The sequence below is a fragment of the Parvibaculum indicum genome, from assembly GCF_011762095.1.
Lineage (GTDB): Bacteria > Pseudomonadota > Alphaproteobacteria > Parvibaculales > Parvibaculaceae > Parvibaculum > Parvibaculum indicum.
On record NZ_JAASQO010000005.1, the window covers coordinates 25,961 to 40,624 of the forward strand.

The window sequence follows — 14,664 nt, forward strand, 5'->3', positions numbered from 1 at the left end:
CATGCATCGCCTGATCGTCATTCTCGGCGGAGGCTTTCTTCTCCTCCTTCTGGCCCTTTTCGGATTTCTCATTCATGTGCTGCTCGCCTCGGGCGATGCGGATTACTGGGAAACCGAGATCGCCGCTTTCGAGCGGCGCGACGTTTCCAATCCGCCACCGCAGGACGCGGTTCTCTTTCTCGGCGGGCGCAGCCTTCGCCGCTGGGCGACGCTCGAGCGCGACATGGCGCCCTATGTCGCCATCAATCGCGGTTTCGGCGGCGCGCAGGTTGCGCATATCACGCATTACGCCTCGCGCATTGCTACGCCCTACCGTCCGGCCGCCGTCGTCATCATGGCGGGCGCGGACGATCTGGCCGATGTGCATGGCCGCCGCCCGGAAGACGTGCTGAAGGATTTCGTGGAGCTGCTGCAGACGCTGCGCAAGGACGGGATTGAGGCGCCGGTCTTTTTCGTCTCCATTCCGCCGCAGCCCATGCGTACTTCGCGCTGGTACGGCATGGCGCGGGCGAACGAGCTTGTCGCGAAATATACGGAAAGCGATCCGAGCGTCCATTTCATCGATGTGACGAAGGACCTCCTGCTGCCGAACGGCAAGGTGAATGTCGACTATTTTCGCTGGGACGGGCTGACCTTGTCCGGCGCCGGTTATCAGGTTCTGTCGCGCCACATCAAACCGGCCCTCGCCGGTGCCGACATCGACCCGCAACGGCAGATGAATGCGCCGGTTGCGGATGGCGAGACATCTCCGCCGGCGCCGGCCGATGCGCAACCCGGCGGGGCGGAGATTGGCGGCGCGGCGAACGAAAATGAAGAACAAGGGGTGCCCGCTTCTGCGAGTGCAGGGGACGCGGCTCAGTAATCCCGATACGAACCAAAAACAGGGAAGGATGTTTCAGGACATGACCGGGAATTTTTCGCGCGAGACCAGCGTCGGCAAAGTGGAAGGCATTTGCGACCCGAAGTTCGAGGGCGTTGCGGAAGCGTTCGTCGAGAATTTCGAGAAGCGCGACGAGGTGGGCGCCAATGTCTGCATCACGCTCGAAGGCACGACGGTGGTCGATCTGTGGGGTGGGCGCAAGGCGCGCGACGGCGATGCCTGGGACCGGGACACGGTCTCCATCGTCTTTTCCTGCACCAAGGGGGCGACGGCGCTTGCCGCCCATATGCTGGCCGATCGCGGCAAGCTCGACCTCGATGCGAAGGTCACCGATTACTGGCCGGAATATGGCACGAACGGCAAGGAGGAGACGCTCGTCTCCATGATGCTCGACCATTCCGCCGGCGTGCCGCATGTGCGCGAGAAGGTGAAGCCCGGCGGTTATTGGGACCACGATTATATGTGCGGGCTGGTCGCCGGCGAGACGCCCTTCTGGGAACCGGGGACACGCAACGGCTATCACGGTGTCACCTTCGCCTGGACGGTGGGCGAGATGGTGCGGCGCGCATCGGGCACGTCGCTGGGCGCGTTTTTCCGCGATGAAATCGCCGGCCCGCTCGGTCTCGATTTCTGGATCGGTCTGCCGGAAGACAAGGAGCCCCGGGTCGCGGCGATGATCGATGCGGAAATTCCCGCCGATGCGGCAACCTCGCGCTTCACACAGGCGGTGATGAACGACCCGCAATCGCCATCGCATCTCTTCCTGCTCAATAATGGCGGCGCCAATTTCAATTCGCGCGAATGCCATGCGGCGGAAGTGGGATCGGCCAACGGCATCACCAACGGACGCGGCCTTGCGGGCATGTATCAGCCGCTTGCGAATGGCGGCGGCAAACTCGTTTCGGCGGACACGCTCAACCGCATGGGGCGCGTTGCCATGGCGACGCATGAAGATGCGACGCTGCTCATCCCGTCGCGTTTCGCGCTGGGTTTCATGAAGTCGATGGACAATTCGGCGGTGCCGAACGCGATCAATTCGAGCTGTGTGCTGTCGGAAGATGCATTCGGCCATGTCGGCATGGGCGGGTCCATCGGCTTTGCCGATCCGGGCGCGCAGATGAGCTTCGGCTACAACATGAACCGGATGGGCTTCGGCATCCTGCTCAACGATCGCGGTCAGGCGCTTGTCGACGCGGCGTATGACGCGATCGGATACAAGCGCTCGGGCGGCGTCTTCGCAGGGTAAGGATCAGCCCTCTTCCTCGAGGTCCTCGCGGGGCGGCATGTGCAAGGCCTCCCGCGCATGACGGCGATGGGTCGGTTTGATGTGGCTCGAGACGAGCCCCATCGCCGCCATCAGCACGGTGGCATCGTCGGTGAAGCCGAAGCCTGCCACGACATCGGGAATGAGGTCGGCGGGCGTCACGAAATAGGCGAGCGCGGCCAGCAGGATCGCCTTCACGCGCACCGGCGTTGCGGGGTCGCGCACGCAGTAATAGGCCGCGCCCGCTTCCTCCGAGAAGGGGATGCGGCCGGCCACCTTCAGGAGCTTCTTCCAGAAACCCTTACGAACCTTTTCCTCATTGCGGTGCATCACGGCAGGCAACATGAGCCGGGGGCTTTCCAGCTCGCGCTCGACGCCGTCCGGGCTGGAATGTGAGCCTTGCGAAGGGGCCATCTCGCTTTCGTCGCCTTTCCTGCTTATGCCATTTGGTACACGCAGTAGAAAAATGGGGGCGGAGAGGGGGCGTTGCAAGCGCAAGGCGCCCCTGCGTCAATCGTGACGCCGATCTCATTTTGCGCGGTTTCCCAGCATTTTCGGGCATTTAACGCTCGCGTAAAGGGGCCGGAATTTGCTAAATCCCATAGCCGAACCCGTTGCCGGAGGCCCTTTCTGCGCCCCCGGGCACAGGCCATACAAAGCGGGGCGGATGCGCCGGACTGCCGGCCGCTTCGAACCCCCGAACCATTCCCGCTCGGGGAAAAACAGGGAGAGCCCAATGAAACTCGACTCCAATATTTCCGCCGTCATCACGGGCGGTGCGTCCGGTCTCGGCGAAGCGACGGCCCGTGCGCTGGCTGCGCAGGGCGTGAAATGCGCGCTGTTCGACCTGCAGGAAGACAAGGGCGAAGCGGTCGCCAAGGATATCGGCGGCGTGTTCTGCAAGGTGAACGTGACCGACGAGGACAGCGTCGATGCCGGTTTCGCCAAGGCGCGCGAGGCCATCGGCCAGGAGCGTATCCTGGTGAACTGCGCCGGTACCGGCAACGCCATCAAGACGGCGTCCCGCAACAAGGAGACGGGTGCGATCGAGCACTTCCCGCTCGACAAGTTCAACCTCATCATCCAGATCAATCTGGTCGGCACCTTCCGCTGCATCGCCAAGTCGGCGGCGGGCATGATGTCGCTCGATCCGCTGGAAGACGGCGACCGCGGCGCGATCGTGAACACCGCTTCCGTGGCGGCCGAGGACGGCCAGATCGGTCAGGCCGCCTATTCCGCCTCCAAGGCCGGTGTGGTCGGCATGACGCTGCCCATCGCGCGCGACCTTTCCCGCGAAGGCATCCGTATCAACACCATCCTGCCGGGCATCTTCGATACGCCGCTTCTCGCCGGTGCACCGGAAAAGGTCCGTCAGGCGCTGGGCGCGCAGGTGCCCTATCCGTCCCGCCTCGGCAATCCGACCGAATATGCCAACCTGGCCATGACCATGATCCAGAACGGCTATTTCAACGGCGAAGACGTCCGTCTCGACGGTGCGATCCGCATGGCGCCGCGCTAAGCGACAAGGCCTCACGGCAAAAGAAAGCCCCGGCGGAAACGCCGGGGCTTTTTCGTTTGCGCTCTTTCGTCGCCTATTTCTTCTTCGTTGTCTTGGCAGGCCGCCCCGCCGCGCCAGCGTACCTGTCCATCGCCTTTGCCATGGCGATGTCCTTCTCGCTCACGCCGCCTGCGTCATGCGTCGTCAGCACGACGTCGACGCGGTTATAGACATTGGCCCATTCGGGATGGTGGTCGGCTTTTTCGGCGACGAGCGCGATGCGGCTCATCCAGCCGAAGGCTTCGTTGAAATCCTTGAAGCGGTAGCTTTTCTCGATAGCGTCGCGTCCGCGCACCTTGGTCCAGCCCTTGAGCCTGGCCAGCGCCTTGCGCCGCGCCGCATCGGACAGCTTGTCGGTCATATCCGTATCCTTTGCCTCTGATGTCCGCCGCAACTCTTCATGTCGATTGGGCGATTGATGCGCGACCATCGCGCACCTACCTTTGCCATGCAAGTCAGGGAGAAAGATTTGGACTGGTCGGAGACGAAGGCCCCCACGCTCGAGGAATTCGAGCGGATCGCGCAAACCGCTTTCAGCGAATTGCCGGACCATTTTCGCACGCGCTGCGCGGATGTGATCCTCCGCGTTCAGGATTTTCCGGATGCGGATGTGATGCGCGAGATGGAACTGGAAAGCCCGTTCGATATTCTGGGCCTCTATCACGGCGTGGCGGAGACGCATCGCAGCGTGCTGGAGGTGTCGCATCTGCCCGATATGGTGTTTCTCTATCGCCGGCCGATGCTCGACTACTGGACGGAATATGACGAGACGCTGGGCGACATCATCCGCCATGTGCTTGTTCACGAAATCGGCCATCATCTGGGTTTTTCGGACGATGACATGCATGCCATCGAGCGCGGTGCGTGATGGGTAGCGTTACGCGTCCCGCCGTGCTTTTCGTGTGTCTGGGCAATATATGCCGTTCGCCCACGGCGGAGGCCGTGTTCCGCGCCCGCGCGGCGGCGGCCGGGCTCGATGTGGAAATCGACAGCGCGGGTACGGGCGCCTGGCATGTCGGCAAATCGCCGGACCCGCGCGCGCAGGCGGCGGGTGAAGCGCGCGGCTACGATCTGTCGTCCCTTCGGGCACGGCAGGTGAAGAAGGGGGATTTCCAGCGCTTCGATCTCATCCTCGCCATGGATGAGGACAATTACGAAATCCTGCACCTGCAGGCGCCGGCGGATGCGAAAGGCCGTATCGTCATGATGATGGATTTCGCCCCCGACCATCCCGAGCGCTCGGTGCCCGATCCCTATTATGGCGGGGATGACGGGTTCGCCCGCGTGCTCGACATGCTGGAAGAAGCGTCGGACGGGCTGATTTCGCATCTTGCGGATTAGGTTTCGCTATCGGCCCATTCCTCATCCGGCTCGAAGGCGTCTTCCGGATAGGTCTTTTCGATGACGTAAGGCCCGCCGCCCTTGCTGGCGCGCGAGGAAAAGAGCGCGAACCGCGTGGCCGTAAAGCCCGGCGTTGCAAACAGGTTATGGGCCTGGATGAACTGCGCGATCTCGGCGGGGTCGGCTCGTTTCAGCCGTGCAATGGTAATATGGGGCAGGAAGTTGCGCGTTTCGGGTTTGAGCCCGATGCGGCGCATGGCGCTTTCGTGGCGGCCCTGCAGGACGCGCAACGGTTCGGACGGTTTGACCCGCGCCCATAGCGCGCGCGGCTCTGCCCCGCCGAATTCGCCAAGCCCTTCGATCTCGACGGGGAAGGGCGTCATCGGGATTTGCGAAAGCGCCTCGTCGGCATCGTCGGCAAGGTTTTCCGGGATGTCGCCCAGGAAGCGAAGCGTGATGTGGAAATCATGCGGTTCGATCCAGCGGGCGCCATCGAGCCCGCGCTGAAGCTGGGTCAGCTTCCCGGAGACTTCCGGCGGAATTTCCAGCGCTGTGAAGAGGCGGATCATGGGAACGCTCTCTAGCATGTCACCCCGGCTTCATGCCGGGCCCAGGGCGACGGGTTTTGAGCTAACAACCCCTGTCATCCCGGGACAAGCCCGGGATGACAGGGGCGGAAGAAAACATCAAGGGCAGGGGTTGGGCTGGCTCTGGTGAATCTCGTGGATTTCCTTTTCCAGCTCCTCCGTCCACTCCAGATCCTTCGAGGCGATGTTGAGCTTCAGCTGCTCCATCGTCGTCGCGCCGATGATGTTCGACGTCACGAAAGGCCGCGTGGTGGCGAACTGGTTGGCAAGCTGCGAGGGGTCGAGCCCGTGCTTCTTTGCCAGTGCCAGATATTTCTCGATGGCGGTGTCGGCCTGCGGGCTTTCATAGCGCTGCAGGCGGTTGAAGAGCTGTTTGCGCGAGCCCTTGGGCAACGCCCCGTTCTGGTATTTGCCGGTGAGATAGCCTTGCGCCAGCGGCGAATAGGCGAGAAGCCCGACCTGCTCGCGATGGGCGATCTCCGCGCCGCCCAGTTCGAAGGTGCGGTTGAGGAGGTTATAGGCGTTCTGGATGGAGGCGATGCGGGCAAGGCCTTTGGTTCCCGAGGCCTGAAGGAATTTCATCGTGCCCCAGGGCGTTTCGTTGGACAGGCCGATATGGCGCACCTTGCCGGATTTCACGATCTCGTCCAGCGTTTCGAGGATTTCCTCGATGGGATGCGTTTCCGCTTTGACATGGCGATAGGCGAGCCCGCTGCTGCCGAAAAGCGCGACGGGCCGGTCGGGCCAGTGGAGCTGGTAGAGGTCGATATAATCCGTCTGCAGACGTTTCAGGCTCTTGTCCACCGCTTCCATGATCTGGGCGCGGCTCTGCTCGACCGGCGAGCCGTCGTCGCGCAGCCAGTCCATCGGCGCGCGGCCCGCCACCTTGGTGGCCAGGATCACCTTGTCGCGATTGCCCCGGGCCTTGAACCAGCTGCCGATGATCTTTTCGGTCGAGCCTTGCGTCTCCTTGCGCGGCGGCACGGCATACATTTCCGCGGTGTCGAAGAAATTGATGCCCTGGTCGATGGCGTAATCCATCTGCTCATGGCCCTCGGCCTCGGTGTTCTGCTCGCCCCAGGTCATGGTGCCGAGACAGATCGAACTCACCTTGAGGCCGGTACGGCCGAGTTCACGATATTCCATGCGGTTGCCCCCTCTTTCGTGTTGATGGCGGTTTGTGTCGTTACTGGTTTGGAAATTTACGGTGCGTCCGCCGGGGCTGCGCTTTCGCGCGCCTCCCTGCGCGTCCGGGCAATCAGCTTTTCGACATCGGGCATGATGCGGGTCACGATTTCCGCGACGCCTTCGGCGGTGGGATGCAGGCCGTCGCTCAGCATGAGCTTCGGGTGGGTGACAACGCCGTCGAGAAAGAAGGGATAGAGGGTGAGGTCGTGTTTTTCGGCGAGTTCCGGATAGATCGGGTTGAAGCGCGCCGCATAGTCCTTGCCCAGATTGGGCGGCGCATACATGCCGGCCAGCAGAATGGAGAGATTGCGCTCCTTCAGCCGGGTGATGATTTCGTCGAGGTTCTTGCGCGCAATCGCCGGGTCGATGCCGCGCAGCGCGTCGTTTGCGCCGAGTTCGAGGATCACCGCGTCCGTTTCCGGTCCGACCGCCCAGTCGAGCCGGGAGAGCCCGCCCGAGGTCGTGTCGCCGGAGACGCCCGCGTTCCTGACCGTTACATTTTCATGCCCCCGGGCTTTCAGCGCAGCCTGAAGCTGCTCGGGAAAACCGGCATCGGGCGGCAGCAAATAGCCCGCCGTCAGGCTGTCGCCGAACGCGACGATCGTCAGCGGCGTCGCGACCGGCGCCGCCGCGGGCGGTTCGGCCATTGCCTTTAGCGGCCATGAGGCCAGAAACGCCATTGCGAAAGCCGTCATCGCAACCCGAAACGGGGCTTTTCCGCGACGGCCTTGCTTGTCTCGCGTCTGGAACATGCCATATGCCTTAATTGTTGCGTGATGCGGCGGGCGGGTCCGTCCCTCGCGATATGCAGGCGGACGGGGTGAGGATTTGATCGAGAACATCATCGAACTCGAAAATGTGAGCCTGACCTTGCCCAGCGATGCGGGGCCGGTCAACATTCTGCGCGGGATCGACCTGGCCGTTGCGCGGGGCGAGGCGGCCGGCCTTGTGGGGCCTTCAGGGTCCGGCAAATCCACCCTTCTCATGGTGCTGGCGGGCCTGGAGCGGCCTTCGGGCGGACGAATTTCGGCGGCGGGCGAGGATCTGACGGGGCTTGGCGAAGATGCGCTGGCGCGCTTCCGCCGCGATCACATAGGTATTGTGTTCCAGAGTTTCCACCTCGTTCCCACCATGACGGCGCTGGAAAACGTCGCCATCCCGCTCGAATTCGCCGGGCGCGCCGATGCGTTCGAGCGCGCGGAGGCGGAGCTTTCCCGTGTCGGGCTTTCACACCGCCTCAGCCATTATCCCGGACAGTTGTCCGGTGGCGAGCAGCAGCGCGTGGCGTTGGCGCGCGCCGTGGCCGGCAATCCGGAAGTCCTTCTTGCCGATGAGCCGACGGGCAATCTCGATCAGTCCACCGGCTCGGAAATTATCGAACTCATGTTCGAGCTTCATGCGCAGAAGGGCACGACGCTTGTCCTCATCACGCATGACGAGGCGCTGGCCGCGCGTTGCGACCGCGTCATCCGCCTCAAGGATGGGCGTATTTCCTCCATCGAAGCCGGGGTGCCCGCATGAGCGGCGCCGATATGGCGCCGGGCTGGAAGCTCGCCTGGATCTATGCCCGGCGCGAGCTGCGGGGCGGGATGCGCGGTTTTCGTGTGCTGATCGCCTGTCTTGCGCTGGGCGTCGCGGCGATCGCGGCGGTCGGCTCGGTTTCGATGGCGCTGACGCGGGGGCTGTCGGAGCGGGGACAGGAAATTCTCGGCGGCGATGTCGATATCCGTCTCATCCACCGCCAGGCGACACCCGAGGAACTGGCCTATCTCACGGAGGGGAACCGGGTTTCCGTCAGCGCGGAGATGCGCGCCATGGCCCGAAGCGGCGGCGCGACCTCGGACGGGCAAAGCCTGGTCGAGCTGAAAGCCGTGGACGGGCTTTATCCGCTTTACGGTGCGATGACGCTTGCGCCGGCGCAGCCGCTTTCATCCGCGCTGGCAAAACGCGATGGGCTGTTCGGCGTGGTTGTGGAGCCCAACCTGCTCGACCGGCTGGCGCTGAAAGTGGGCGATACCCTCGTCATCGGCGACGAGACGTTTCGTATTCGCGCCGCGATCGATCATGAACCGGACCGGGTGGCAGGCGGGTTCGAGCTGGGCCCGCGCGCGATGATTGCGCAATCGGCGCTGTCCGCGACGGGGCTCGTGCAGCCGGGCAGTCTCGTTAACTGGCACTACCGCATTCGCCTGCCGGAAAGCGCGCGAGGCGATGTCGCGCTCAAAAGCTGGATCGATGGATTGCGGGAACGCTTTCCCGATGCGGGCTGGCGGGTGCAGGACCGCACGGACAGCTCGCCCGGCGTGCGCCGCTTCGTGGAGCGCGTGGCGCTGTTCCTGTCGCTGGTGGGGCTGACGGCGCTGCTGGTCGGCGGCGTGGGCGTTGCCAATGCGGTGAAATCCTATCTCGACGGCAAGCGGAGCGTCATCGCGACCTTCAAATGCCTCGGCGCGCCGGGCGCGCTCATTTTCCGGATCTATCTTCTGCAGGTGATGGCGCTGGCCATGGTCGGCATCGCACTGGGGCTGGCGGCGGGCGCGGCCGCGCCCTTCATCGTCGATGCCGTCGCCGGGAACATGATCCCCGTGCCCGCCGATCTTCGCGTTTATCCCGGCCCCCTCGTACTGGCCGCGGCCTATGGCGTGCTGACGGCGCTGGCCTTTGCGATCTGGCCGCTTGCGCGGGCGCGGGAAGTGCCTGCGACCGGGCTTTTCCGCGACATCATCGCGCCGATGCGGCGTTTTCCGCCGCGGCGCTATGTGCTCGCAGTCGGGCTTGCGCTGGGCGTCCTCGCCGCCTTGGCGGTGGGGCTTGCCGAAGACCGCTTCTTCGCAATGTGGTTCGTCCTCGGCGCCGGTTTGGTGTTTTCGCTTTTGTGGCTTGCCGCGCGCGGCGTCATGAAACTTGCCGAGAAAAGCCCGAGGGTGCGGCGGCCCGAGCTTCGGCTCGCCATTGCCAATCTGCACCGGCCCGGCGCGCCGACGCCCTCCATCGTGCTGTCGCTGGGGCTCGGGCTCACGTTGCTGGTTACGGTCTCGCTCATCAACGGCAATCTGTCGGGCGAGATCACGGGCAATCTGCCGGCCCGCGCGCCGTCCTTCTTCTTTGTCGATATCCAGCCCGACCAGACGGCGGCGTTGCGCGATCTCGTGACGGCGCATGAGGGCGTGACCGGGTTTCAGGAAGTGCCCATGCTGCGCGGGCGCATCGCGGCGGTGAACGGCGTGCCCGCCGACGAGGTGAACGTCGCGCCCGACGCGCAATGGGCGCTCAGGGGCGATCGCGGCATCACCTATTCGTCCGCCATGCCGGATAATTCGACGCTGGTGCGGGGGCAGTGGTGGGCGAGCGATTATCAGGGGCCGCTTCTGGTTTCCTTCGCGGAGGACCTGGCCCGGGGTTTCGGCGTCGGCCCCGGAGACAGGATTACCGTCAATGTGCTGGGCCGTGAAATGACGGCGACCATCGCCAATACGCGGCAAATCGACTGGACCAGCATGGGCATCAATTTCGTGCTGGTGTTTTCGCCCGGGCCGCTCGCTTCCGCGCCGCATACCGACCTTGCGACCGTCACCATGGATAACGGGCTCGTGGGCGAAGACGGAGAGCGCAAGCTGGAAGCCGATGTAACCCGCGCCTTTCCCAACATTACCTCGATCCGGGTGAAGGAGGCGCTCCAGGCGGTGAACGGCCTGCTGGACGATTTCGCGTTGGCGGTCCGTGCGACGGGCATGGTGACGCTCGCCTCCGGTGTGCTGGTGCTGGCCGGCGCCATGGCGGCCGGCTATCGCGCGCGGGTGCGCGACGCTGTCCTGCTCAAGGTGCTGGGCGCGACAAGGGTGCGGGTGCTCGGCATTTTCTTGCGGGAATATGCGGTGCTGGGGCTCGTCACGGCGCTGATCGCGTCCATGGCCGGGTCGCTGGCCGCCTGGATCGTCGTCGTGCGGGTGATGGATCTGCCCTGGCATTTCCTGCCCGGCACGCTGGCGCTGACGGTCGTGCTGGCGGCGCTTGCCACCATGATCATGGGGCTTTTCGGCACCTGGCGGTCCCTCTCGGCGCCGGCCGCGCCGGTTCTCAGGGCGGATTAGGCGGTCCCCTGAGTAACAGCCTGTAAACCCTGAATGAAATCCGGTTCAGAAACGTCCCGAAATGTCCGGTTTTCCTTGAATTTCAGTGGGCGTCCGCCAATATACTCACCAACCACTCAGGAGGGTGATTTATATGGCGAACTACGATCAAGACCGGCTTCAGCAGACGCAATACGGCGCCAGCGCACGCGCCGGAATTGATGAAGGCCTGCGCAGCTACATGCTGCGGGTCTACAATTACATGGCGGGCGGTCTCGCCCTGACCGGCTTCATTGCCTATTTCACGTTCCAGGCCGCGGTTCAGGAAACCGCCCAGGGACTGATGCTGACCTCCTTCGGTCAGGTGATCTATCAGAGCCCGCTGGCCTGGGTGATCATGTTGTCCCCGCTGGCCTTCGTGCTGGTGCTGAGTTTCGGCATCAACAAGCTAAGCCTGGGGACCTCGCAGATCCTGTTCTGGACCTTCGCAGGGGTGATGGGGCTTTCGCTTTCCAGCATTTTCCTGCGCTTTACCGGCGAGAGCATCACCACGACCTTCTTCGTGACGGCGGCGGCCTTCGGCAGCCTGAGCCTGTACGGCTACACCACGAAGCGTGACCTCTCACCCATCGGTTCGTTCCTGATCATGGGGCTTATCGGCCTCATCATCGCGATGGTGGTGAACATCTTCCTGCAAAGCTCCGCGCTGCAGTTCGCGATTTCGGCGATCGGCGTGCTGATCTTCGCAGGCCTCACCGCCTGGGATACGCAGCGGATCAAGGAAATGTACTTTGCCGGCGACAGCGCCGCCGTCGCAGGCAAGAAGGCGATCATGGGCGCGCTGGCGCTTTATCTCGACTTCATCAACCTGTTCATGTTCCTGCTGCAGTTCCTGGGTAACCAGCGCAGCTGACGCGAACACGCGGACGAAACGCAAAGCCCCGGTGGAGACACCGGGGCTTTTTCGTTTCGTCGGAGAAGGGCGCTCAGTAGTCCACGATCTTGAGCGAGCGTTTTTCGAAGACCTTCAAGACCTGTTTCAGGTCGTGGCCGCGTTTCAGGATCTGGCCGTCAGCGCCGAGCACCGCCCAGGCCCCCTGGCGTCGGGCGAGTTTGGGACGCTTTTCGATGCGGTAGAGCGGCATCTCGCTCGTGCGACGGAAGATGGAGAAGATGGCGGTCTCGCGAAATCCGCCCATGGCGTAGTCGCGCCATTCGCCTTCGGCCACTTTCCGCCCATAGACTGAGAGGATGGCGTCCAGTTCCGCCCGGGTGAAGAAGACGTCCGGTTCGCGGTGCTTTGCCGGTTTCGGCGCGGTGGACGAGCTGACAAGGGTAAGCCGCGGTTGCGAGTCCCCGGACAGGGCGATGGGCTGGCGACCGTCGATAACGCTTCCGGTGTCTGTCATGGGGCGCAACCACTCCTCTGGACCGAATTCAGTACCCCGGCAGTGTAGCTGGCGAAAGGCATGACAGGCCAGCCTTCGTCACGGTTCCGTCATCCGGGACCTCGAGAAAAAGCCCGCAAAAAATGGCTGAACCCGGCGGAAAACATGCAAAGGGCAGACAACACAATATTGCCTTTTTTCAGCCCTTGAGCGGCCACACTGGGGGGGCATCTTGTCATCGTTGCCTACATGGCCCGGTCCCTTGAGTTCCGGTTTCATCAGCCCCCCAGCCCCACCGGGATTTAGCGGGGGCCGGGCCTCCCTACCCCGGAAGGCAACGCGCCTGACGGCCTTCGGGCCGCAGGCAACAATCAGAGAGATAACTGCCGTCCAGGACGCCCCCCGCCTGGACGGCTTTTCTTTGGGCCGCTTCTGCGCAGCCACCATGAGCGGTGCGATGTTAAGTGTAAGAGCTGAATGACCTTTTCTTCACTTGATGCGCCGGGATAGCTGCCTTACACCCATCATTCGTTTGCGTTGGGAGGCGCGGGCAAAGACGGATCGCGCAAAGGGTCCGCCTGATCAGGGAGCAGCAGAATTTCGGACATGCAGGGCAAAGCAGGGGCGGCGGAGGTCATGGTCTCTATCGAGGCATTGACCAAGCGTTTCGGTCCGTTCACCGCGGTGGACCATATCGGTTTCGACGTCCGTCGTGGCGAGGTGCTCGGTTTTCTCGGCCCCAACGGGGCGGGCAAATCCACCACGATGAAAATGGTGACGGGCTTTCTTACCCCCAGTTCCGGGACGGCCAGCATTTGCGGGCATGACGTCGTCAACGACACGCTGAATGCGCAGCGCTCGCTCGGCTATCTGCCGGAAGGCGCGCCGGCCTATGGCGACATGACGCCGCTCGGTTTCCTGCGCTTCATCGCACGTATCCGCCGCCTGTTCGGGCGGGATGCGGAGCGCGCCATCGAAGAGGCGGTGGCCGCGACCGAACTCGAGGCCGTGCTCGAGCAGCCCATCGACACGCTGTCCAAGGGCTTTCGACGCCGGGTGGGGCTTGCCCAGGCCATCCTGCACAATCCGCCCGTTCTCATCATGGACGAGCCGACCGACGGTCTCGATCCCAACCAGAAATTCGAAGTGCGCAAGCTCATCGCGCGGATGGCGCCGGAAAAGGCGATCATCATCTCCACTCATATTCTCGAAGAGGTGGATGCGATCTGCTCGCGCGCGCTCATCATCGACCGCGGAGAGATCGTCGCCGACGGGACGCCCGCGGCGCTGACCGCGCGTTCGCGCTATCACAACGCGGTGTCGCTGACGGTGCCGAGCGCCATTGCCGGCGAGGTGCGAGAGGCACTGGAAGGCGTGCAGGGCGCGGCGAAGCGCGAGGAAGCGCAGCGCGGCGACGATACGACCTTCACGCTTTTCCCGCGCGACGAGGTGGGACAGCAGGGCATGGAAAGCGATACGACCCTGATCGACGCCGTGGCGGCGCTCGCGCGCGCGCGCAACTGGCCGGTGCGGGCGCTGCATGGCGAGCCGGGCCGGCTGGACGAGGTGTTTCGCCATCTCACGCGGGCCGATACCGAACCCGTGGAAGCCGGCGGTCTCAAGGGCAGCGCCAGCGGAAGGAGCGCGGCATGAACGAAATGCGCGCCATTTTCCGCCGCGAGCTCGCGGCCTATTTCGCCACGCCGCTCGCCTTCGTCTTCATCGTCATTTTCCTGCTGACGATGGGCGCTTTCACCTTTTATCTGGGCGGCTTTTTCGAGAGCGATCAGGCGAATCTGTCGATTTTCTTTTCCTACCATCCCTGGCTCTATCTCTTCCTGATCCCGGCGATTTCGATGCGGTTGTGGGCGGAAGAGCGCCGCACGGGCTCGATCGAGCTGCTGTTGTCGCAGCCGGTGCCGCTCTATGCGGCCGTTCTCGGCAAGTTCTTCGCGGCCTGGGTGTTTTCGGGCTTGGCGCTCGTGCTGACCTTCCCGATGTGGCTGACGGTCAACTATCTCGGCTCGCCGGATAACGGCGTCATTCTGGCCGGCTATATCGGCAGCTTCTTCATGGCGGGTGGCTATCTCGCCATCGGCTCGTGCCTGTCGGCGACTACGCGCAACCAGGTCATCGCCTTTGTGGTGTCGGTAGCGGTCTGCTTCCTCTTCACGGTGTCGGGCCTTCCCATCGTCATCGATTTCTTCAGTGGCTGGGCGCCGCAAACGCTCATCTCCACCATTGCGTCCTTTTCGTTCCTGACGCATTTCAACTCCATCACCCAGGGCGTGATCGACCTGCGCGACATCGTGTATTTCGGCTCGCTCATTGCGGTCTGGTTGATCGCCTGCGGCGTGGTGGTCGATATGAAGAAGGCGGGGTAAACGG

The 14,664-nt window shown here is 63.5% G+C and carries 16 protein-coding genes; 10 read left to right on the plus strand and 6 right to left on the minus strand.

The window, feature by feature from the left end; genetic code table 11:
* The first annotated feature begins 1 nt into the window (after position 1).
* Both FHS78_RS07625 and FHS78_RS07630 read left to right on the plus strand, forming a co-directional pair.
* Positions 2–862, plus strand: coding sequence for a GDSL-type esterase/lipase family protein (locus tag FHS78_RS07625; RefSeq protein ID WP_167092775.1), 861 nt, complete (start codon positions 2–4; stop codon positions 860–862).
* A gap of 40 nt (positions 863–902) precedes the next feature.
* Positions 903–2,126 (plus strand): serine hydrolase domain-containing protein, encoded by a 1,224-nt coding sequence (locus tag FHS78_RS07630; protein WP_167092778.1) that lies wholly within the window; start codon positions 903–905, stop codon positions 2,124–2,126.
* A gap of 3 nt (positions 2,127–2,129) precedes the next feature.
* Here the strand turns inward: FHS78_RS07630 and FHS78_RS07635 are convergent, their stop codons facing one another.
* On the minus strand, positions 2,130–2,489 hold the full coding sequence (locus tag FHS78_RS07635; protein ID WP_425500293.1) for a YkvA family protein: 360 nt from the start codon (positions 2,487–2,489) through the stop codon (positions 2,130–2,132).
* Between the two features lie 391 nt (positions 2,490–2,880).
* Between FHS78_RS07635 and FHS78_RS07640 the strand changes: the two genes are divergently transcribed.
* Positions 2,881–3,663: an SDR family NAD(P)-dependent oxidoreductase gene (locus FHS78_RS07640; protein WP_167092784.1), complete on the plus strand. Its 783-nt coding sequence runs from the start codon at positions 2,881–2,883 to the stop codon at positions 3,661–3,663.
* A gap of 73 nt (positions 3,664–3,736) precedes the next feature.
* On the opposite strand, the gene FHS78_RS07645 is transcribed toward FHS78_RS07640, so the two are convergent.
* Entirely contained in the window at positions 3,737–4,132 is a 396-nt protein-coding gene (locus FHS78_RS07645; protein WP_167092787.1) for a 4a-hydroxytetrahydrobiopterin dehydratase, read from the minus strand.
* Positions 4,133–4,171: 39 nt separating this feature from the next.
* On the opposite strand from FHS78_RS07645, the gene FHS78_RS07650 reads away from it, so the two are divergent.
* Positions 4,172–4,570, plus strand: coding sequence for a metallopeptidase family protein (locus FHS78_RS07650; protein WP_246220391.1), 399 nt, complete (start codon positions 4,172–4,174; stop codon positions 4,568–4,570).
* Complete coding sequence (locus FHS78_RS07655) at positions 4,570–5,043, plus strand: low molecular weight protein-tyrosine-phosphatase (RefSeq protein WP_167092790.1); 474 nt, start codon at positions 4,570–4,572, stop codon at positions 5,041–5,043. The genes FHS78_RS07650 and FHS78_RS07655 overlap by 1 nt, the downstream gene beginning before the upstream one ends.
* On the opposite strand, the gene thpR is transcribed toward FHS78_RS07655, so the two are convergent.
* The 3 genes from thpR to FHS78_RS07670 all read right to left on the minus strand — a co-directional run bounded on the left by thpR (position 5,040) and on the right by FHS78_RS07670 (position 7,513).
* Complete coding sequence (thpR, locus tag FHS78_RS07660; RefSeq protein WP_167092793.1) at positions 5,040–5,612, minus strand: RNA 2',3'-cyclic phosphodiesterase; 573 nt, start codon at positions 5,610–5,612, stop codon at positions 5,040–5,042. The genes FHS78_RS07655 and thpR overlap by 4 nt on opposite strands.
* Positions 5,613–5,729: 117 nt before the next feature.
* Positions 5,730–6,776, minus strand: coding sequence for an aldo/keto reductase (locus FHS78_RS07665; RefSeq protein WP_167092796.1), 1,047 nt, complete (start codon positions 6,774–6,776; stop codon positions 5,730–5,732).
* A 56-nt stretch (positions 6,777–6,832) separates the two neighbouring features.
* A complete protein-coding gene (locus FHS78_RS07670; RefSeq protein WP_167092799.1) occupies positions 6,833–7,513 on the minus strand; it encodes an arylesterase in 681 nt (226 codons plus the stop codon).
* Between the two features lie 133 nt (positions 7,514–7,646).
* Here FHS78_RS07670 and FHS78_RS07675 point away from each other — a divergent pair, with 133 nt between their 5' ends.
* The 3 genes from FHS78_RS07675 to FHS78_RS07685 all read left to right on the plus strand — a co-directional run bounded on the left by FHS78_RS07675 (position 7,647) and on the right by FHS78_RS07685 (position 11,801).
* Positions 7,647–8,339 carry an ABC transporter ATP-binding protein gene (locus FHS78_RS07675; protein ID WP_167092801.1) on the plus strand — a complete coding sequence of 231 codons (693 nt, stop codon included), beginning with the start codon at positions 7,647–7,649 and terminating at the stop codon, positions 8,337–8,339.
* Entirely contained in the window at positions 8,336–10,909 is a 2,574-nt protein-coding gene (locus FHS78_RS07680) for an ABC transporter permease (RefSeq protein ID WP_205305242.1), read from the plus strand. The genes FHS78_RS07675 and FHS78_RS07680 overlap by 4 nt, the downstream gene beginning before the upstream one ends.
* A 133-nt stretch (positions 10,910–11,042) precedes the next feature.
* Positions 11,043–11,801, plus strand: a complete 759-nt coding sequence (locus FHS78_RS07685) for a Bax inhibitor-1/YccA family protein (RefSeq protein WP_167092804.1) — start codon at positions 11,043–11,045, stop codon at positions 11,799–11,801.
* Between the two features lie 73 nt (positions 11,802–11,874).
* Here the strand turns inward: FHS78_RS07685 and FHS78_RS07690 are convergent, their stop codons facing one another.
* The gene (locus FHS78_RS07690; RefSeq protein WP_167092807.1) at positions 11,875–12,297 is read right to left on the minus strand and encodes a DUF2794 domain-containing protein; all 423 of its coding nucleotides are present in this window, start codon (positions 12,295–12,297) and stop codon (positions 11,875–11,877) included.
* A 585-nt stretch (positions 12,298–12,882) separates the two neighbouring features.
* Here FHS78_RS07690 and FHS78_RS07695 point away from each other — a divergent pair.
* Positions 12,883–13,929 carry an ABC transporter ATP-binding protein gene (locus tag FHS78_RS07695; RefSeq protein ID WP_246220392.1) on the plus strand — a complete coding sequence of 349 codons (1,047 nt, stop codon included), beginning with the start codon at positions 12,883–12,885 and terminating at the stop codon, positions 13,927–13,929.
* Complete coding sequence (locus FHS78_RS07700; RefSeq protein ID WP_167092810.1) at positions 13,926–14,660, plus strand: ABC transporter permease; 735 nt, start codon at positions 13,926–13,928, stop codon at positions 14,658–14,660. The genes FHS78_RS07695 and FHS78_RS07700 overlap by 4 nt, the downstream gene beginning before the upstream one ends.
* Positions 14,661–14,664: the final 4 nt, after the last annotated feature.